General features: G+C 74.4%; 18 protein-coding genes. 13 read left to right on the top strand and 5 right to left on the bottom strand.

Annotated elements, in window-relative coordinates:
- The first annotated feature begins 134 nt into the window (after positions 1–134).
- Positions 135–1,334 carry a homogentisate 1,2-dioxygenase gene (locus GTW08_RS03155; protein ID WP_073573966.1) on the top strand — a complete coding sequence of 400 codons (1,200 nt, stop codon included), beginning with the start codon at positions 135–137 and terminating at the stop codon, positions 1,332–1,334.
- 13 nt (positions 1,335–1,347) lie between these two features.
- Here GTW08_RS03155 and GTW08_RS03150 read toward each other — a convergent pair whose 3' ends face one another.
- Both GTW08_RS03150 and GTW08_RS03145 read right to left on the bottom strand, forming a co-directional pair.
- Complete coding sequence (locus GTW08_RS03150; protein ID WP_337826711.1) at positions 1,348–2,259, bottom strand: arsenic resistance protein; 912 nt, start codon at positions 2,257–2,259, stop codon at positions 1,348–1,350.
- A gap of 53 nt (positions 2,260–2,312) precedes the next feature.
- Entirely contained in the window at positions 2,313–2,768 is a 456-nt protein-coding gene (locus tag GTW08_RS03145; RefSeq protein ID WP_161151387.1) for a hypothetical protein, read from the bottom strand.
- A 395-nt stretch (positions 2,769–3,163) separates the two neighbouring features.
- Here GTW08_RS03145 and GTW08_RS32820 point away from each other — a divergent pair, with 395 nt between their 5' ends.
- From GTW08_RS32820 to GTW08_RS03125, 4 genes are all read left to right on the top strand, one after another.
- Positions 3,164–4,576, top strand: coding sequence for a CARDB domain-containing protein (locus GTW08_RS32820; RefSeq protein ID WP_161151386.1), 1,413 nt, complete (start codon positions 3,164–3,166; stop codon positions 4,574–4,576).
- A gap of 141 nt (positions 4,577–4,717) precedes the next feature.
- The gene (locus GTW08_RS03135) at positions 4,718–6,388 is read left to right on the top strand and encodes an FAD-binding dehydrogenase (protein WP_073573963.1); all 1,671 of its coding nucleotides are present in this window, start codon (positions 4,718–4,720) and stop codon (positions 6,386–6,388) included.
- A gap of 87 nt (positions 6,389–6,475) precedes the next feature.
- The gene (locus GTW08_RS03130; protein ID WP_304580020.1) at positions 6,476–7,423 is read left to right on the top strand and encodes a PDR/VanB family oxidoreductase; all 948 of its coding nucleotides are present in this window, start codon (positions 6,476–6,478) and stop codon (positions 7,421–7,423) included.
- A gap of 38 nt (positions 7,424–7,461) precedes the next feature.
- The gene (locus GTW08_RS03125; RefSeq protein WP_073573961.1) at positions 7,462–8,667 is read left to right on the top strand and encodes a cytochrome P450; all 1,206 of its coding nucleotides are present in this window, start codon (positions 7,462–7,464) and stop codon (positions 8,665–8,667) included.
- Here GTW08_RS03125 and GTW08_RS03120 read toward each other — a convergent pair.
- Entirely contained in the window at positions 8,664–9,557 is an 894-nt protein-coding gene (locus tag GTW08_RS03120; protein ID WP_073573960.1) for a LysR family transcriptional regulator, read from the bottom strand. The two genes, GTW08_RS03125 and GTW08_RS03120, sit on opposite strands and share 4 nt — an antisense overlap.
- A 126-nt stretch (positions 9,558–9,683) precedes the next feature.
- On the opposite strand from GTW08_RS03120, the gene GTW08_RS03115 reads away from it, so the two are divergent.
- The 6 genes from GTW08_RS03115 to GTW08_RS03090 all read left to right on the top strand — a co-directional run bounded on the left by GTW08_RS03115 (position 9,684) and on the right by GTW08_RS03090 (position 16,130).
- Entirely contained in the window at positions 9,684–10,610 is a 927-nt protein-coding gene (locus GTW08_RS03115) for a dihydrodipicolinate synthase family protein (RefSeq protein ID WP_073573959.1), read from the top strand.
- The gene (locus tag GTW08_RS03110; protein ID WP_073573958.1) at positions 10,603–12,339 is read left to right on the top strand and encodes an NAD(P)-binding protein; all 1,737 of its coding nucleotides are present in this window, start codon (positions 10,603–10,605) and stop codon (positions 12,337–12,339) included. Before GTW08_RS03115 ends, GTW08_RS03110 begins: the two co-directional genes overlap by 8 nt.
- 41 nt (positions 12,340–12,380) lie before the next feature.
- Positions 12,381–13,691 carry an MFS transporter gene (locus tag GTW08_RS03105; RefSeq protein WP_208623071.1) on the top strand — a complete coding sequence of 437 codons (1,311 nt, stop codon included), beginning with the start codon at positions 12,381–12,383 and terminating at the stop codon, positions 13,689–13,691.
- Positions 13,688–14,461, top strand: coding sequence for an SDR family NAD(P)-dependent oxidoreductase (locus tag GTW08_RS03100; protein WP_073573956.1), 774 nt, complete (start codon positions 13,688–13,690; stop codon positions 14,459–14,461). The genes GTW08_RS03105 and GTW08_RS03100 overlap by 4 nt, the downstream gene beginning before the upstream one ends.
- The gene (locus tag GTW08_RS03095; protein ID WP_073573955.1) at positions 14,458–15,231 is read left to right on the top strand and encodes an SDR family NAD(P)-dependent oxidoreductase; all 774 of its coding nucleotides are present in this window, start codon (positions 14,458–14,460) and stop codon (positions 15,229–15,231) included. Before GTW08_RS03100 ends, GTW08_RS03095 begins: the two co-directional genes overlap by 4 nt.
- A 143-nt stretch (positions 15,232–15,374) precedes the next feature.
- On the top strand, positions 15,375–16,130 hold the full coding sequence (locus tag GTW08_RS03090; RefSeq protein WP_073573954.1) for an IclR family transcriptional regulator: 756 nt from the start codon (positions 15,375–15,377) through the stop codon (positions 16,128–16,130).
- 9 nt (positions 16,131–16,139) lie between these two features.
- On the opposite strand, the gene GTW08_RS03085 is transcribed toward GTW08_RS03090, so the two are convergent.
- Positions 16,140–16,772, bottom strand: a complete 633-nt coding sequence (locus GTW08_RS03085) for a TetR/AcrR family transcriptional regulator (protein WP_073573953.1) — start codon at positions 16,770–16,772, stop codon at positions 16,140–16,142.
- A 154-nt stretch (positions 16,773–16,926) separates the two neighbouring features.
- Between GTW08_RS03085 and GTW08_RS03080 the strand changes: the two genes are divergently transcribed.
- Positions 16,927–17,721, top strand: coding sequence for an SDR family NAD(P)-dependent oxidoreductase (locus tag GTW08_RS03080; protein ID WP_073573952.1), 795 nt, complete (start codon positions 16,927–16,929; stop codon positions 17,719–17,721).
- A 24-nt stretch (positions 17,722–17,745) separates the two neighbouring features.
- Here the strand turns inward: GTW08_RS03080 and GTW08_RS03075 are convergent, their stop codons facing one another.
- Complete coding sequence (locus GTW08_RS03075) at positions 17,746–18,558, bottom strand: YhjD/YihY/BrkB family envelope integrity protein (protein WP_073573951.1); 813 nt, start codon at positions 18,556–18,558, stop codon at positions 17,746–17,748.
- 36 nt (positions 18,559–18,594) lie between these two features.
- Here GTW08_RS03075 and GTW08_RS03070 point away from each other — a divergent pair.
- Positions 18,595–18,889 (top strand): CDP-alcohol phosphatidyltransferase family protein (locus tag GTW08_RS03070; RefSeq protein WP_202416321.1); only part of this gene is annotated, 295 nt, incomplete at its 3' end.

Raw genomic sequence — 18,889 nt, 5'->3', positions numbered from 1 at the left:
CGCCCACGTCGCCGCCGTGCTCGCCGCCCCGTCCCGCGACGACGTCGCGGCCGCCCTCGCCCGCGCGACCGCCCGCGGCACGACGGCGCCACCGCCACGGGCACGGACATCGAACGGACCGGAGGAGGGCCACGATGGCGTACTACAGGCGAGCCGGTGACGTCCCGCCGAAGCGGCACACCCAGCACCGGCGTCCCGACGGGACGCTCTACTACGAGGAGCTGATGGGGGAGGAGGGCTTCTCCTCGGACTCCTCGCTGCTCTACCACGCGGGCGTCCCGTCGGCGATCGTCGACGCCACCCCCTGGGACCCGGGCGACCAGTCGCTGACCGACAACCGGCCGCTCCTCCCGCGCCACCTGCGGCTGCACGACCTCGGCACCCCGGACTGGAAGTCGGTCGACGTCGTGACCGGGCGCCGGCTGGTGCTCGGCAACGCCGACGTGCGGATCTCCTACGTCGTGGCGGGGGAGACCAGCCCGCTCTACCGCAACGCCGTCGGCGACGAGGTCGTCTACCTGGAGTCCGGGGCGGCGATCGTGGAGACCGTGTTCGGGGCGCTGGACGTGGCCGGGGGCGACTACGTCGTCCTCCCGCGGGCGACGACCCACCGCTGGGTCCCCACCGGGTCCGAGCCGCTGCGCGCCTACGCGATCGAGGCGTCGTCGCACGTCGCCCCGCCCAAGCGGTACCTGTCGCGCTACGGCCAGCTGCTCGAGCACGCCCCGTACTGCGAGCGCGACCTGCACGGACCGGGGGCGCCGCTGCTCGTCGAGCAGACCGACGTCGAGGTGCTGGTGAAGCACCGCGGCGGGCCCGACGGGATCACCGGCACCCGCTACGTGGTGCCCACCCACCCGTTCGACGTCGTCGGCTGGGACGGCTGCCTGTACCCGTACACGTTCAACGTCGCCGACTTCGAGCCGATCACCGGCCGCGTGCACCAGCCGCCGCCGGTGCACCAGGTCTTCGAGGGCTCCGGCTTCGTGATCTGCAACTTCGTGCCGCGCAAGGTCGACTACCACCCGCTCGCCGTGCCGGTGCCCTACTACCACGCCAATGTGGACTCCGACGAGGTCATGTTCTACTGCGGCGGCGACTACGAGGCCCGCAAGGGCTCCGGGATCGGGCAGGGGTCGATCTCGCTGCACCCGGGCGGGCACAGCCACGGCCCGCAGCCCGGCGCGGTCGAGCGGGCGCTCGGCGCGGAGTCCTTCGACGAGCTCGCGGTCATGGTCGACACGTTCCGGCCGCTGGCCCTCGGTGAGGGCGGACGGGCCTGCGAGGACCCGTCGTACGCGTGGAGCTGGGCGGGGCGCGGTCCGGCCCGGTGACCGGGCCGACCGCTCACCGGGCGGGGACGAGCACCGGCACCAGCCGTACCAGCACGACCAGGGCGACGAGTTCGACCAGGGTCTGGGTGACGACGGCGAGCGGGGCGAGGGCGAGCGCGCCGGGCAGCGCCAGCGCGAGCGGCAGGACGACCAGCGAGTTGCGGGTCGTCACCGAGAACACCACCGCCCGGGTGGCCGGCACGTCCAGGCGGGCCACCCGGGCGGTGAGCAGACCGATCACCACGGCCGCGACGACGAACGCCAGGTAGAGCGGCACCAGCCGCACCAGGGTGAGCGCCTGCGCCCCGACGGCGGCGATCTGCGAGCCCACGACCGCGGTCAGGGTCGCCGCCATCAGCGGCACCATCGCCCCGGCGACGGCGCCCTCGACACGGGCTGCGCGGCCGGTCGGGCGCCGTCGTCGCAGGCCCTGGACCAGGGCCGCCGCGGCCAGCGGGGCCAGGACCAGCACGAGGAACGCGTGCAGGAACGGCCCGGCCTCGACCACGGCGAGGACCTCCGGTCCGGCCGCGAGCCACAGGTAGCCGGGCAGCAGGAGCATCTGCGCGACCATCAGCAGCGGCGTCGCGGCGAGCATCTGCGCGCGGGCGCCGCCGGCGAGCCCGGTGAACACGACGACGTAGTCGATGCACGGCGTCAGCAGCACGAGCAGGACGCCCACGAGCAGGCCGCGGTCGTCGGCGACCCATCGCGACAGTCCGATCGCGACCGGCGGGACCACCACGGCGTTCGCCACCAGCACGACGACCGGGAATCGGGTGCCGGTCAGGGCCCGCACGAGGTCGACGAGCGGGACCGCGAGGAACGTCGCGAACAGCAGCAGCGCGAGCAGCGGGGTGACCGACGCGGCGAGCGCGGGCGCGACCCGCGGCGCGAGGAGACCGAGGAGCGCCCCGGCGAGGATCGCGGCCAGGTACAGCGCGACCTGGTGGCGGTCCCACCAGGCGACGAGCCGGCTCAGTCGGTGCCCCCGGCCGAGCGGTACGCCGACTGCACGGCCGGGCCGAGGTCGGCGCCGTGGGAGACGTCGGGGGAGTCCCCGCCCTGCTGGTAGCCACCGGTGACGGCCAGGATCTCCGAGTCGTCCGGGCCGGTCGGCCACAGGCCGCCGCTGGAACCCTGGTCGAGGCCGGGCCGGTCGAGCTGCCACTGGTCCTCGTCGAGCGTCCCGGCGGTGCCGGACACCGTCGTCGCGTCCGCGTCGCCGTCGGCGACGCAGTGCGCGGCGGTGACGACGAGGTCGCCGGTGGTGGACTCGACCACCGAGGCGGAGCAGAAGTGGTCACCGGGGTCCTCGGCCGGCCCGTCGAACAGGGCGCCGGTCGCGGGCCGCGCGAGCGCGGCGCCGAGCAGCCCGGGTACGTGCCACCGCGGGCGGGAGGGGCCGTGGCCGGGCCGGGTGTCGGTCCGCACGTCCACCTCCCACGCTCGTCCCGCTGACCGGATCAACGGTAGAGGGCACTCCTGTGATCCGTCGGCCGGACCGCTGTGACGCGCTGCGAATCCCGGTCCGGTCGGTGGCCGGCCCCGCCCGCGGGCGGACCGGTGGCCGGTGTCCGACGACCGGTCCGGCGTGTCCGTCTGCGTGTCGTCGTTGCGTCGACGGTGGGAGCCGACCGTGCCCCGACCGGCTCACCTGGTGATGCTCCGAGTGGGTCATCAGCTCTGATGAGGTCGTGTAGCGACCGTGGCCGCCGCCACGACACAGGGGCCGTCGGGAGCGCAGAGGCCCCGGCGACGACGGCCCGGGGACGGGCGGAGCGGTGGAGGCAGTCATGGCGCGTCGGATCGGGGAGCACGGAGCACGGGTGGGCGGACGGCGCCTGCTGGCGGCCGCGCTGGTGGCGGCGGTCGGGTTCGTCCCGCTCGTCGCCGGGACCGCCGCCGCCGCCGACGGCGTCCGGGTCTCCGACGACCAGATCCCGGCGTGCGGCGCGACGGTGAGCCCGACCGGGTACTGCACGGCTGTCCGCAACGCCGGTACGGCCGCCGTCGTCGACGATGCCAGGGCCCGCACCGGACACGGCTACCTGCGCCTGGACACCCCCGGCGGCGGTGACAAGGTCACCGTGTACGCCCAGGCCTTCGACGGGCGCAAGCTCTCGGAGATCACCGACCTCGAGTACCAGACCCTCGTCGAGCAGGTGGGCGGCCCGCAGCAGGCACCCGCCCTGAACATCCCGGTCAACCCGATGAAGGACGGCTCGACCTTCACGACCCTGGTGTTCGAGCCGGTCTACACCGGAACCGCCCCGGTGCAGACCGGGGCGTGGCAGACGTGGCCCGCGTCGAGCACCCCCGCGGGCAGCGGCGGCTGGTGGGCCAGCGGCAGCATCACCGGCACCGGCACGCCGAACCGGTACGGCTTCGACACCTACACCGCCGACTTCGCCGCGGTGAAGGCCGCGCTGCCCGACGCCGTCGTCATCGGCGGGATCGGGATCAACCAGGGCAGCGGCAACCCGGGGCTGCGCTCGGGCGTCGACAACCTGCGGATCAACGGCACCACGGTGGACTTCGACAACCCGGTCGTCCCGACCGCGCTCGCCGCAACCGGCGGCAACGGGCAGAGCGCCCAGGTCCGCACCGTCTTCGCCCAGCCGCTGTCGGCCACCCTCACCGGAGCGGGCAACGCCCCGGTGGCGGGCCAGGACGTCACCTTCACGGTGACCGGCGGCAGCGCCGCCTTCCCCGGCGGGGCCACCGCCACCGCCACCACCGGCGCCGACGGCGTCGCCACCGGCCCGGCACTGTCCGCCGGTGACACCGCGGGCCCGGTGACGGTCACCGCCACCGCCGGCACGATGAGCACCACGTTCGCCCTCACCGTGACCCCCGCGCCGGTGATCCCGCGGGAGGCCGACCTCTCGATCAGGCTCGGCGTGCCGGGCACGATGAAGGCGGGCACCACCGCCCCCGTCACCGTGACCATCCGCAACGCGGGCCCGGCCACCGCGACCCGGGTCGCCGGTGCCGTCACCCTCCCGACCGGTCTGCGGGCCACCGCGGCCCAGGGCGGGATCGTCAGCGGCGGCCGCAGCGTCGCCTACCTGGTCCCGAGCATCGCCGCGGGCACCGAGCGGACCTTCACGATCACCGTGACCGTGGACCGCACGGCGGCCGGGGTGCGGACCCTCGACGCGGGCGTCGCCCCGTCGCAGGTCCGTGACCCGAAGCTCGCCAACAACGCCACACGGGTGACCACGACCGTCGTGCGCTGACCCCGGGGCCCCGGCGGGCGGGTCGCGGCGCACGGGTGCCGCGACCCGCCCGTCACCCGTTCCCGGGTGCGGATCTGATACCTCTGTGCGTACCGGCCGCCCCTGCCGGGGTGCGGTGGGCCGGCGACGAACGGGAGTGGCATGGACGCGGACGTGATCGTCGTCGGGGCCGGGCTGGCCGGTCTGGTCGCCACCCACGAGCTGACCCGGCGGGGCCGCCGGGTCGCCGTCGTCGACCAGGAGGGGCCGGTCGACCTGGGCGGGCAGGCGTGGTGGTCCTTCGGCGGCATCTTCCTCGTCGACAGCCCCGAGCAGCGCCGCATGCGGGTGCACGACTCGGTCGAGCTGGCCTGGAGCGACTGGCAGGGCAGCGCCGGCTTCGACCGCCTCGACGACGAGGACACCCACGCCGCGCGCTGGGCCCGCGCCTACGTCGAGTTCGCCGCGGGGGAGAAGCGCGCCTACCTCACCGAGCTGGGCATCTCCTTCCTCCCCACGGTCGGCTGGGCCGAGCGCGGCGACCTCACCGCCACCGGCCACGGCAATTCCGTGCCCCGCTTCCACGTGAGCTGGGGGACCGGTACGGGCGTCGTCGGACCGTTCGTCGACTCCGCCCTGCGCGCCGCCGAGGCCGGGCTGGTGACCTTCCACCACCGGCACCGCGTCGACGGGCTGGTCCGCACCGACGGCGCCGTCACCGGCGTCCGCGGCGCCGTCCTCGCCCCGGACGACTCGCCGCGCGGCGCACCCAGCAACCGCGACGTGACCGGGGAGTTCACCCTCTCCGCGCCCGCGGTCGTCCTGGCCACCGGCGGGATCGGCGCGAACCACGAGATGGTCCGCCGGTACTGGCCCGGGCGGATGGGCACCCCGCCGTCGTCGATGATCACCGGGGTGCCCGCCTATGTGGACGGCCGGATGCTCGACATCGCCGCCGACGCGGGTGTGCGGCTGGTCAACCGCGACCGCATGTGGCACTACACCGAGGGCGTCGTGAACTGGGACCCGGTCTGGCCCGGCCACGCCATCCGCATCCTGCCCGGGCCGTCGTCGATGTGGTTCGACGCGCTGGGGCGGCGGCTGCCCGCGCCGTACCTGCCCGGCTACGACACCCTCGGCACCCTGCGCCACCTGCGCACCACCCCGGACATCGCGCCCTACGACCACTCCTGGTTCGTGCTCACCCAGAAGATCGTCGAGAAGGAGTTCGCGCTGTCGGGCTCCGAGCAGAACCCCGACATCACCTCCGGTCGCCGCAGTGCCTTCCTCCGCGAACGGCTGCTCAGCCGGGGTGCGCCCGGCCCGGTCGAGGCGTTCACGACCCACGGGGAGGACTTCGTCGTCGCCGACACCCTCGACGAGCTCGTCGCGGGGATGAACGCCCTCACCGACGCCCCGCCGCTCGACCCGGCCCTGATCCGCGGCCAGATCGAGGCCCGTGACCGGCAGCTGGCCCACCCCTACAGCAAGGACGCCCAGGTCCAGGGCATCCACAACGCCCGCCGCTCGCTCGGTGACCGGATCGGGCGGGTCGCGGCGCCGCACCGGATCCTCGACCCCGCCGCCGGTCCGCTGATCGGGGTGAAGCTGCACGTGCTGACCCGCAAGACCCTCGGCGGGATCCAGACCGACCTCGACTCCCGCGCCCTCGACGCCCACGGCGAACCGATCCCCGGGCTCTACGCGGCGGGGGAGGCCGCCGGGTTCGGCGGGGGCGGGGTGCACGGGTACAACGCGCTGGAGGGCACGTTCCTCGGTGGCTGCATCTTCTCCGGCCGGGCCGCCGGCCGGAGCCTGGCGGGAACCGCCTGAACCCGGTCTCTCACTGAGCGAGAGTCGCCTTCCCGGACGGTGGCCTCGCGACGGATGCTCGGCTCCTCGACGACGAGGGGAGCAGCGGTGACCGGTGCCGAGAACCGCACGGTCCGGGTGGCGGGCCGCCACCGGGAGTCCGACGGCGTGGTGTCGCTGGAGCTGGTCGCCGCCGACGGCGGGCGGCTGCCGGACTGGACCCCCGGTGCGCACGTCGACCTCGTCCTGCCCGGCGGGCACACCCGCCAGTACTCGCTGTGCGGGGACCGGTGGGACGCCCACCGCTACCGCGTCGCCGTACTGCGCGAGCCCGCCGGACGCGGCGGCTCGGCCTGGGTCCACGACCGCCTCGCGGTCGGGGACGAGATCGGTCTCGGCGGGCCGCGCAACAACTTCCCGCTGGTCCCGGCCCCGCGCTACCTGTTCGTCGCGGGCGGCATCGGGATCACCCCGATCCTGCCGATGATCACCACGGCGGACCTGCTCGGCGCGGACTGGGCGCTGCTCTACGGCGGCCGTACCCGCGCATCGATGGCGTTCACCCGTGAGCTCGCGGTCCACGCGGACCGGGTCCGGATCGTTCCGCAGGACGAGCACGGCCTGCTCGACCTCCCCGGCTTCCTGGGGCGGCCCACCCCGGACACCCGGGTGTACGGCTGCGGTCCCGCCCCGCTGCTCGCGGCGCTGGCCGAGACCACGGCCGGGTGGCCGTCGCACACGGTGCGGACCGAGCGCTTCGTCCCGCGCGCGACCGGCCCGGTCCGCGACACCGCCTTCGCCGTCCACCTCGCCCGCCGCGGGACCGAGGTGACCGTGCCGCCCGGGCGCAGCGTGCTCGACGCGGTCGCCGACGCCGGCGTCGACGTCCTGTCCTCCTGCAGGCAGGGCACCTGCGGGACCTGCGAGACGACCGTGCTGGCGGGCGAGCCGGACCACCGCGACTCCGTCCTCGACGACGACGAGCGCGCCGCCGCCGACTGCATGCTCGTCTGCGTCTCGCGCTCGGTCGGCCCGCGACTGGTCCTCGACCTCTGAGCCGTACCCCGACCCGATCCGACCGGAAGGCAGCGCCCATGACGGCCGCGCTCGACCACCTGCCCACCACCGACGTCGACCCGTTCGCCCCCGAGGTCCTCACCGACCCGCTCGCGTTCCACGAGGAACTCCGCGCCGCGGGCCCGCTGGTCCGGCTCACCCGCTACGACGTGCTCGCCCTCGGCCGCTACACCGATGTCCGGGCCGCGCTCGTCGACTGGCAGTCCTTCCGTTCCGGGGCCGGGGTCGGGATGCTGAACTTCCACACCGAACCACCGTGGCGGCCGCCGTCGCTGCTGCTGGAGGCCGATCCGCCGCACCACGACGCGCCCCGCCGCGTGCTCGGGAAGGTCCTCGGCCCCCGGGCGTTGCGCGTGCTGCGGGAGCGCTGGGCGGCCGACGCCGAGATCCTCGTCGACGAGGTGCTGGCCGGCGGGTACGAGTTCGACGCCGTCCCCGCCGTCGCCGAGGCGTTCCCGCTGCGCGTGTTCCCCGACGCCGTCGGGCTACCCGAGCAGGGCCGGGAGAACCTGCTGCCCTACGGCGACCTGCTGTTCAACGCCTTCGGCCCGCGCAACGCGCTGCTGGAGGAGAAGCTTCCGCGGCTCGGGGAGCTCTCGGCCTGGGTGAACGCCCAGTGCGCCCGCGACGCCCTGGCCGGGGAGGGGTTCGGTGCCGACATCTGGGCCGCCGCCGACCGCGGCGACATCACCGCCGAGCAGGCTCCGCTGGTCGTGCGGTCGCTCCTGTCGGCCGGGGTCGACACCACCGTCACCGGGCTCGCGGCGGTGCTGCACGCCGTCGCCCGGTACCCGGATCAGTGGGCGCGGCTGCGCGCCGACCCCGGGCTCGCCCGGGTCGCGTTCGACGAGGCGGTCCGCTGGGAGTCACCGGTACAGACCTTCTTCCGCACGACGGCGACCGACACCGAGCTCGCCGGCGTGCGGGTCCCGGCCGGGCGCAAGGTGCTGATGTTCCTCGGCTCGGCGAACCGGGACCCTCGGCACTGGGGCCCCGGCGCGGGCACCTTCGACCTCGACCGTGACCCGTCGGGCCACGTCGGGTTCGGGATGGGGCTGCACCAGTGCGTCGGCCAGCACGTCGCCCGGCTGGAGGCCGAGGCGGTGCTGGCCGCGCTCGCCGCGCGGGTCGCGACGATCACCCCCGCCGGGCCACCGCGCCGACGGCCGAACAACACCATGCGCGCCTGGGCGTCGATGCCGCTGCGGGTCACGCCGGCCTAGGTGGTGGTGGGATCGGACAGGTGTCGCAGGCGCTCGGCGCTGGCGACGAAGTCCGCGACCAGCGGGTGCGCGGCCAACCGGGGCCAGGCCAGCGTGATCGGTACCCGTGGCGAGTCGGAGACGAGCCGGTAGCGGATCTGCGGGTGGGTGTAGAGCCGTCCGGTGGACGCGGGGGTGAGCCCGACGCCCCGCCCGGCCGCGATCGCCTCCATCCATTCGTCGACGTTCCGCACACGCACGACGGTGTCCGGGCGCCGGGCCGGCTCCCAGAGATCGAGCGTGGTCGTGCCCGACACCACGTTGATCACGATCGCCTCGTCGGCGAGGTCGTCCAGCACCACGGTCCCGCCGTCCACCAGCCGGTGGTCCGCCGGCAGGGCCACGACGCGGGGCTCGTCGGCGAGCACCAGCGTCCCGAACCGGGGGTCACCGGGGTCACCCGGCAGGAAACCCACGTGCGTACGCCCGTCTGCCAGACCGGCCACGGTGTCGTCGTAACGCCGGATCTCCACCGTCACGTCCGGGTGGGCACGTTCGAAGTCGCGCACGATCGGCGCGGTGTACTCGGCCGTGGAGCCCCAGGTGAAGCCGACCCGCAGGGTGGGAGGTGCGCCGGTCGCGGCGCCGACCGCCTCGTCGAGCGCCGCCAGCACCCGGTGCACGTGTGGCAGGACCTGCTGACCGGCGGCGGTCAACTGCACCGTCCGGCGGTTCCGTGCCAGGAGCGTGGTGCCGAGCAGTCGTTCCAGCGAGGCGACGGTGCGGCTCAGAGCAGGCTGGGTGATCCGGAGATGGTGCGCGGCGCGGGTGAAGTTCCGCTCCCGGGCAACGGCCACGAAGGCGCGGAGATGCCGGAACTCCACTCCGTGCTCCGCAGGAATCTCTGTCATGCACCGGAAGCATAAGCGGTGCTGAAACGGCATTTCATCCCGCATGGTCGACCGGCCTAGCGTCGGTGTCAGCGCGCTGATCCGACGAGGAGAAGCCGAGCCGACGACGAGAGGACGGAACCGACGATGGTCTCCTTCCACGGGGTGATCCCGGCGCATCTGCTCCCGTTCACCGACGACCTGCAGATCGACGAGACCAACCTCCGCCGCCACCTGCGTGCGCTGCTCGACGTCGAGGGCGTCGCGGGCATCACGACCAACGCGCACGCCTCCGAGGTGGCCACGCTGACCGCGGACGAGCAGCGCCGCCAGCTCGACATCGTCCTCGACGAGGTCGCCGGGCGGGTCCCGGTCATCTCCGGGGTGTACCAGGACGGCTCGGCCAAGGCCGCGCGGATCGCCGCGGATGCCGAAGCCGCCGGAGCCGACGGGCTGCTCGTGTTCCCCACGGTCGTGTTCGAGGGCGGGGCACAGCTGCGCCCGGAGATGGCGGTGAGCCACTACGCCACGATCGCCGATGCCACGTCGCTCCCGATGATCGCGTTCGTCTACCCGGCGACGTCGGGACTCCGGCTGGACACCGACACGCTGGTCCGGATCTGTTCCGAGATCGACAGCGTGGTCGCGGTGAAGGAGTGGTCGAACGACATCGTCGCCTACGAGCGCAACCTGCGGGCGCTGCGAGCGCTGGACCGGCCGGTGTCGCTGCTGTCCAGCTTCAGCCGCTCGCTGCTCGCCTCCCTGGTGCTCGGCGCCGACGGGATCCTCTCCGGGCACGGCAGCGTCGTCGTGGACCTGCAGGTGGAGCTGTTCCGCGCGGTGGAGAAGCAGGACCTGGGTGAGGCACGCCGGGTCTGGGACCGCATCCAGCCCTTCGCCGAGGCCTGCTACGCGGATCCGTTCCTGGACGGGCACAACCGGATGAAGGTGGCGCTGGCGCAGCTGGGCCGGATCGACGCCGCGCACGTCCGCCCACCCCTGCAGCCGGTGCCCGACACCGAGCGGGCCACGCTGCGGGCGGCCGTCGAGCGGGCGGAGCTGCCCCGTGGCTGAGGTCCCCGGCCTGTTCGACCCGATCGAGATCGGGGGCGTGCGGCTCCGCAACCGCACGCTGCTGCCCTCGATGACCACCCGCCTCGCGGACGACGCCGGGCACGTCACCGAGGCGACGCTCGCCTACTACCGGGCCCGCGCCGACGGTGGTGTCGGCCTGGTCACCGTCGAGATGGCCTCACCCGAGATCGCCGGCAAGCACCGGTTCCGCGAGCTGGGCATCTACGACGACATGTTCCTTCCCGGCCTGCGCCGGCTGGTGGACACGCTGCACGAGGCCGGGGCGCGGGCGTCGATCCAGCTCGGGCACGGCGGCAGCCGGGCGCGGTCCGTCGTCTCCGGCACCACCCCCGTGGCGCCGTCGGCGGTGCCCACTCCGGTCTTCGAGATCGACGCCGAGCTCGCCGTCCCGGAAGCCATGTCGGCCGCCCGGATCCGCGAGACGGTCGACGCCTACGTGGCCGCGGCGGCCCGCGCACAGCGGGCCGGGTTCGACATGGTCGAGCTGCACGGCGCACACGGCTACCTGATCTCGCAGTTCCTGTCCCCGCTGGAGAACACCCGCTCCGACGCCTACGGCGGGTCGCTGGAGAACCGGGCACGGTTCGGGCTGGAGATCCTGCGCCGCATCAAGTCCGAGGTCCCGGGCCTGCCGGTGATCTTCCGGATCGGGGTGGAGGACTTCTTCCCGGGCGGGCTCACCGCCGACGAGGGCATGCAGGTCGGCCGCTGGGCGGAGCAGGACGGCGCCGACGCGGTCAGCGTGACCGCCGGGCACTACCGCTCCCTGCCCGCCGCCGAGCGGATGATCCCACCGATGGCGTACCCCGCGGCGACGTTCGTCGAGTACGCGGCACGGATGAAGCAGCTCGTCGACGTCCCGGTGATCGGGGTCGGGCGGCTCGGCGACCCCGACCTCGCCGCCCGCGCCGTGGCCGACGGCAAGCTCGACATCGTGGCCCTGGGCCGCCCGCTGATCGCGGACCCGCGCTGGGTGGCCAAGGCACAGGCCGGAGTCCCCGTCCGGCGTTGCCTGGCCTGCAACCACTGCATCACGAACATGCGCTCCGGCGCGCAGCTGTCCTGTGTGGTCAACCCGGCGACCGGCCGGGAGGAGGTCTACGCCGGCACGAGCGCCCCGGGAGGCCGCCGGATCGTGGTGCTCGGCGCCGGACCGGCCGGGCTGACCTACGCCTCCCAGGTCGCCGAGGGCAACGACGTCACGGTGATCGACAGGGCGGAGCGCCCCGGCGGGGCGTTCCGGCTCACCGGGCTCGCCCCACGGTTCAACGACGTCGCCGCGGCCGAACCGACGTTCACCGCCTACATCGACGAGCTGGAACGGACCTGCCGGCTCGGCGGCGTCCGGTTCCGCTACGGCTCCGAAGCCGCCGGTGACGACCTGCGCGGCGCCGACCTGGTGGTCGTGGCCACCGGCGCGCACTACCGGTTCGGCCTCGGCGCCGTCGTCCCCCGCCTGCTGCGCACCCGTGCCGCCCGCTCGCGGGCGGCTGCCCGCCTGTTCGCCTCCCCGCGGATCCGGGACGCGCTCTACTACCGGCTCCGCACCGGACGCGGCGCCGAACTGGCCCGCCGACTGCCCGTCGACCCGGGGAGCACGGTGCTCGTCGTCGGCGACGCCGCCCGGGCCGGCAAGGCCCGCGAGGCCATCACCAGCGCCTTCGACGCCGCCCTGGCGCCCAGCGCTCGATCCGCCCCCACCCCCTGACATCGATCGACAAGAGGTCCCGTGCCATGACAGAGCCGTCAGTGAGCGCAGTACACGCACCACCGGGCAACCGGCGGCAGAGCAGCAAGGTCGCCTTCGCCAGCCTGATCGGCACCACCGTCGAGTGGTACGACTTCTACATCTACGGCACCGCCGCAGCGCTGGTGTTCCCGAAACTGTTCTTCCCCGAGTTCTCGCCGGGTGCGGGCCTGCTCGCCTCGCTGTCCACCTACGCGGTGGGCTTCGCCGCCCGCCCGCTCGGCGGCATCGTGTTCGGTCACTACGGCGACCGGGTCGGCCGCAAGAAGATGCTGGTGGTCTCGCTGCTCGCGATGGGCCTCGGGACCCTGGCGATGGGTCTGGTCCCCGGCTTCGCCGAGATCGGCATCCTGGCCCCGGTCCTCATCGTGGCGCTCCGGTTCGTGCAGGGCGTCGCCGTCGGCGGCGAATGGGGCGGTGCGGTGCTGATGGCCGTGGAGCACGCGCCGCCCGGCAGAGCAGGCTGGTACGGGTCGTGGCCGCAGGTCGGCAGCCCGCTCGGGCTCGTGCTGTCCACCGCGGCGTTCTCCGCGGTGAGCAGCCTGCCCGACGAGGACTTCCTGTCCTGGGGCTGGCGGGTGCCGTTCCTGGCCAGCGCGCTGCTCATCGTCGTCGGGCTCGTCGTGCGGCTGCGGCTGATGGAGTCCCCGGTGTTCGCGCAGATGCAGTCGGCCGGGGAGACCGCAAGGCTGCCCGTGCGCGACGCACTGGCCCGGCACCCGGGCAGTGTGCTCGGCGCCGCCGGCGCGTTCATCGTGATCAACACGGTCTTCTACCTGGTCACCGTGCTCGGGCTGTCCTGGGCCACGTCGCACCTGGGCATCCCGCGCGGCACGTTCCTCGCCGCCGTCCTGGTCGCCGCCGTGATCATGTGCGGCACCGTCCCGCTGTTCGGCGCGCTGTCGGACCGGGTCGGCCGACGACCGGTGTTCGCGGCCGGGGCGATCCTGGTGGCGGTGTTCGCGTTCCCGCTGTTCTGGCTGATCGAGACGATGTCGACACCGCTGCTGTTCCTCGGTGTCATCGTGATCATGGGCATCGGGCACCCGTTGATGTACGGGCCGCAGGCGGCGCTGTACTCGGAGATGTTCCCGCCCGCGCTCCGCTACTCGGGTGCCTCCCTGGGTTACCAGATCGGCGGCATGCTCGGCGGGCTGGTCCCGCTCGTGGCCAGCGCACTGCTGGTCGCCTACGACCAGGCGTCCTGGCCGATGGCGGCGCTCCTCGTCGCCACCGCCGTGATCAGCCTGGCGTCCCTGCTCACCATGCGGGCCCGGTACGCCGACCACACCACCGGGGAGGTCGCGTCGTGACCGCACTCGATCTCACCGGTCGCACCGCCGCCGTCACCGGTGCGGCCCGCGGCATCGGCCGGGCCATCGCCACGGCGCTGGCCGACGCCGGGGCCCGGGTGGCGGTGATCGACAAGGACGCCGACGGCGCGCGGTCGGTCGCCGAGGAGCTCGGCGGCGTCCCGGTGTCGGCCGACCTCACCGACGCCGACGCCGTCGACCGGGCGTTCGCCGAGGTCGTCGAGCGGCTCGGGGCACCCGAGGTGTTCGTCAACAACGCCGGCATCCTGCGGGCCGGTGACCTGGTCACCTCCGCCGTCGAGGACTGGGACGCCCAGTTCGCCGTCAACACCCGGGCGGCGTTCCTGTCGGTGCGCGCCGCGGCGGGCCACATGCGTGCCCGCGGCGGGCCCGGCTCGATCGTCGTGGTCACCTCGAACTGTGCCCGGACCCCGCGGATGGACCTGGGTGCGTACTGCGCGTCCAAGGCGGCCACGGACATGATGGCCCGCTGCCTGGCGCTGGAACTCGCCGCCGAGCAGATCCGGGTCAACACGCTGTGCCCCGGCTCCTGCGACACCGAGCTGCAACGCGCCCAGTGGCGTGAGCTCGGCGTCGGCCCGGAGCGCCAGATCCACGGTGACCCCGCGAAGTACCGCACCGGCATCCCGATGGGACGTCTCACCACCCCGCAGGACGTCGCCGACCTGGCCCTGGTGCTCGCCTCGGACACCAGCCGGTTCGTCACCGGGCAGTCCTGGCACGTCGACGGAGGACAGACCCTGCCATGACCGACACCACCACCGACCCCCGCGCGGACTTCGCCGGGCTGACCGCCGTCGTCACCGGCGGGGCCTCCGGCATCGGCGCAGCCACGGCGGCCCTGTTCGCGGCGCGCGGCGCCCGGGTCGCCGTGCTCGACCTCGATCCGGGCGATGTGCCGAGCCCGCTGCTCGGCGTGCGCGCCGACGTCACCGACGACGACTCCGTCACCGCCGCCGTCGACGAGGTCATGACGGCGTTCGGCCGGATCGACATCCTGGTCAACAACGCCGGTGTCGGCGCGGCCGGCACCGTCGAGGCCAACGACCTCGACGAGTGGCGTCGGGTTCTCGACGTGAACCTGCTCGGGCTGGTGCGCACGACCAGGGCCGCGCTACCCGCACTGCGCCGCGCGGGCTCGGCCTCGGTCGTGAACGTCGGCTCCATCGTGGCCACCGCCGGACTGCCCGACCGGGCGTTGTACTCGGCGAGCAAGGGGGCCGTGCTGTCCCTGACGCGGGCCATGGCCGCCGACCACGTCCGCGACGGCATCCGCGTCAACTGCGTGTGCCCCGGCACCGTGGACACCCCGTGGATCGGCCGGCTGCTCGACGCCGCCGCCGACCCCGACACCGAGCTCGCGGCGTTGCGCAGCCGCCAGCCGACCGGGGGCCTCGTGGGGATGGAGGAGGTCGCGCGGGCCATCCTCCACCTCGCCGACCCGCACCAGCGCTCTCTCACCGGCGCCGTCCTGGCGGTCGACGGCGGGATGTCGGGCCTCCGCGTCCCGCAGGGCTGAGCCACGGGGCGGTATCCGTCCGACGGTCCGTACGGGGCACCCGCGACGACGGGCCCGGGCCGGCCCGCCCGTCGCGGCGTCACGGGCAGGTGATCGCCACCGGGCCGCGTGACCGGGGAGGCACCCTGGGGCAGACTCGACCCGTGGTCGGGGGCGAACCGGTGCTGGCCCGGGCGGTGCGGATCCTGTCGGTGTTCGAGCCCGGGCGGGCCGAGCTGGGCGTCGCCGAGATCGCCCGCGCCTCGGGGCTGCACGTCGCGACCGCGTCACGGCTGGTCGGGCAGCTCGTCGAGCAGGGGCTGCTCACCCGCACCGGCTCCGGGCGGCTGCGGATCGGGATGCGGCTGTGGGAGCTGGGGCAGCGGGCGTCGCCGACGCTGACCCTGCGGGCCGCGGCCCTGCCGTTCCTCGGGGACCTGCACGCGGTCGTCGGGCACCACGTGCAGCTGGGTGTCCTCGACGGCGACGAGGTCATCTTCCTGGAGCGGCTCTCCGCGCCCGGGGCGGTGGTCAACCTGACCCGGATCGCCGGGCGGCTGCCGCTGCACGTCTCGTCATCGGGGCTGGTGCTGCTCGCCCACGCGCCGCCCGAGCAGCAGGAACGGGTGCTCGCGGCGCCCCTGGAACGACGGACCCCCGCCACGGTGACCGACCCGGACCGGCTGCGGGTCCTGCTCGCCCGCGTCCGGCGCGACGGCCACGTCGTCACCGAGGGCCACGTGCACCCCGACGCGACCGGTGTCGCGGTCCCGGTGCGCGGCCGGGACGGGGCCGTCGTCGCGGCGCTGTCGACGGTGCAGCCGCACGACGGCCGGGCCCGCACCCTCGTCCCGGCGCTGCGCGCCGCAGCGCACGGCATCGCCCGGGCACACGGCGGGAAAGACACCGCGCCGGACTGAGTGCCGGCTTCAGGCCCCGGCGCCCGCGCCGACCGGCGCCGGGCGCAGGGTCAGTGGCAGCAGGTCGCGCACCTCGGTGCGCAGCGTGTCCAGCGCGTGCGGGTCCTCGCCGCTCAGGAACCCGAGCAGCGCCTGCTGGAACACCCCGTCGACCATCCCGTAGGCGGCGTGCCGGCCCAGCGCGACCTCGGTGCCGGCGAGTTCGGCGTAGCGGGTCACGACCCGCCACACCATGTCCTCCAGGGTGCGGTCGATCTGGCCGACGGCCTCGCGCAGGTTCGGCTCGAACATGCTCTGGGCGCGCAGGTCGTACCAGAGGCGGTGCATCGGGGCCTCGTCGACGACCGTCTCGCACAGCTTGTCCGCGAACGCGGTGACCAGGCCGTCGGCCGTCGTCGCGTCGGCGACGGCGCCGTCGTAGCGGGTCACGCACACCGCCTTGTACTGACGCACGCAGTAGACGATCAGCTCCAGCTTGTCGGCGAAGTAGTAGTGCACGACGCCGTGGCTGTACGGGGAGTTCTGCGCGATCTCGCGCAGCGACGCCCGGGCGTAGCCGAGCTCGCCGAGGGTCTGCAGGGCCGAGTCCGCCAGCGCGCGCCGGCGCGCGTCGTGCTTGTCGACCGGGTTCGCCCGTGCCACGCGGCCCCCTCCCGTCGTCCGCTCGACAGCCACTGTAACCGACCGTTGCGCCTCCGACGCCCTCGTTCTGGACGCCCGCCCGACGATATCTTGACAACTGGTCAGAGATCGCGGCAGGGTGTGGCCCCCATCACCGATCGACACTGGAGTCGCCGTGACGCAGATCGACCTGACCGGACGCACCGTGCTGGTGACCGGAGGAGCACAGGGACTGGGCGAGGGGATGGCCCGCGCGATGGCCGACTCCGGCGGCCGGATCGTCGTCGCCGACCTGCAGGACGAGGCAGGCGCCACACTGGCGAAGTCCCTCGGCGAGCAGCACGGGTTCGTGCACCTCGACGTCACCGACGACGCGTCCTGGACCGCCGCGGTCGCCGAGACCGTGGAGCGGTTCGGCGCCCTCGACGTCGTGGTCAACAACGCGGGCGTCGAAGTCACCCAGCTGCTGGTCGACACCGAGCCCGACGACGTCCGCCGGATGCTCGAGATCAACCTGCTCGGCACGATGCTCGGCATCAAGCACGCGTTCCGGGCGATGCGCCCGGGTGGCCCGGCGGGCCGTGGCGGCGCCGTGATCAACGTGTCCTCGGTCGCCGCCACCATCGCGTTCCCCGCGATCGCCGGCTACTCCGCGACCAAGTCCGGCGTCGACCGGCTCACCCGGGTCGCGGCGATGGAGTCGGGCAAGCTCGGCTACGGGGTACGCGTCAACTGCGTCTACCCCGGGCTGGTGCCGACCGCGATGGGGCAGAAGCTCGCCGTCGAGACCGCCGGTCTCGGACTGTTCGAGAGCCCCGAGGCCGCGGTCGGGGCGGTGGTCGAGCTGACCCCGTCCGGCCGGCTCGGCGAGGTCGCCGACATCGCCGACGCGGTCACCTTCCTCGCCTCCGACGCCGCCCGGTTCGTCAACGGCGCCGGCCTGCCGGTCGACGGCGGCATGGGCATGTGACCGGCAGGTCCGCACCGCCCGGGATCACCGGTCCCGGGCGGTGAGGACCTCGTCGAGCACCACGGTGGCGCGGAACCCGCACAGCACCAGGATGTGCAGCAGGTAGAGCCACAGCGCCAGCGCCGACACCGTCCCGACCACGGGCAGCCCGGCGAACGGCGCCGACCACTCGATCGGGATGGCCAGGAACAGCAGGAAACCCTGCAGGAACCCGGCCAGCACCGACCCGGTGCCGAACGCGCCGAGCACCAGCGCGCGCCGGCCCAGCCGCCCCGGCCCGACCAGCCCGAACACCGCGAGCAGCGCGGTCGACAGCGTCACCCACACCACGTGGAACGCGACCACGACGCCCCACACCAGCGACCAGCCACCCGCGGCGTAGAGCGTCCCGACGTAGGGCGCCGCGCCCAGCACGACCAGCACGAGGAACGGCGCGACCGCCGCGACCCCGAGCAGCCCGGCGCGGCCGCGCCAGCCGGTGAGACGGTCGCGGGCTGCGGACATCTGGACGAACGCGCGGCGCAGGCCCTCGCCGTAGAGGCTGGCCGGGAACAGCACGACCAGCGCCTGCCACCAGGCCATCGACAGCGACACCGCGGCCAGTGTGCGCAGCGCCTCGGGCGTGCCGTGCCCGCCGGGGAGCCCGCCGATCGCCGCCTCCATCGCCGTGGTCACCGTCCCCGGCCCGGCCAGCGCGCCGACGCCCCACAACGCCACCATCGCCAGCGGGACCAGCCCGATCACCCCGAAGTAGGTCGCACCGGCGGCCCACAGCGCGATGTCGCTGCCGGGGAAGGTGTTCCCGAGCCGGCGGGCGAGGGCGCGGGCCCGGTTCACGGCGCGCCCCCCGTGCGGCGCTGGCACGCTGGTCCGATGACGACCGGGGACGACGACGGCTGGTCGGCCCTGCACGGCGGCATCCGGCCCTCCCCGGTGGTACGCGGCTGGCTCCGGATGGTGCGGGTCCTCTCCGCGGGCCCGGTCGCCCGGGTCCCACCGGACGTGCTGTCGCTGTCCGGCGTGGTCGTGCTGGCCGGGGCATGGGCGGTCGCGCCGGCCGGGGCGCCGTGGACGGCGGTGACAGCCCTGCTCGTGGTCGCGGCGGGGGTGCTCGACGGCCTCGACGGTGCCGTCGCGCTGCGCACCGGGCGGGCCCGGCCGCTGGGTG

Origin of the sequence: Pseudonocardia sp. SID8383, from assembly GCF_009864975.1 — a bacterium.
Classification (GTDB): domain Bacteria; phylum Actinomycetota; class Actinomycetes; order Mycobacteriales; family Pseudonocardiaceae; genus Pseudonocardia; species Pseudonocardia alni.
The sequence above is the reverse complement of the archived record's forward strand: the minus strand, read 5'-3'. Positions and strand labels throughout refer to the sequence as shown.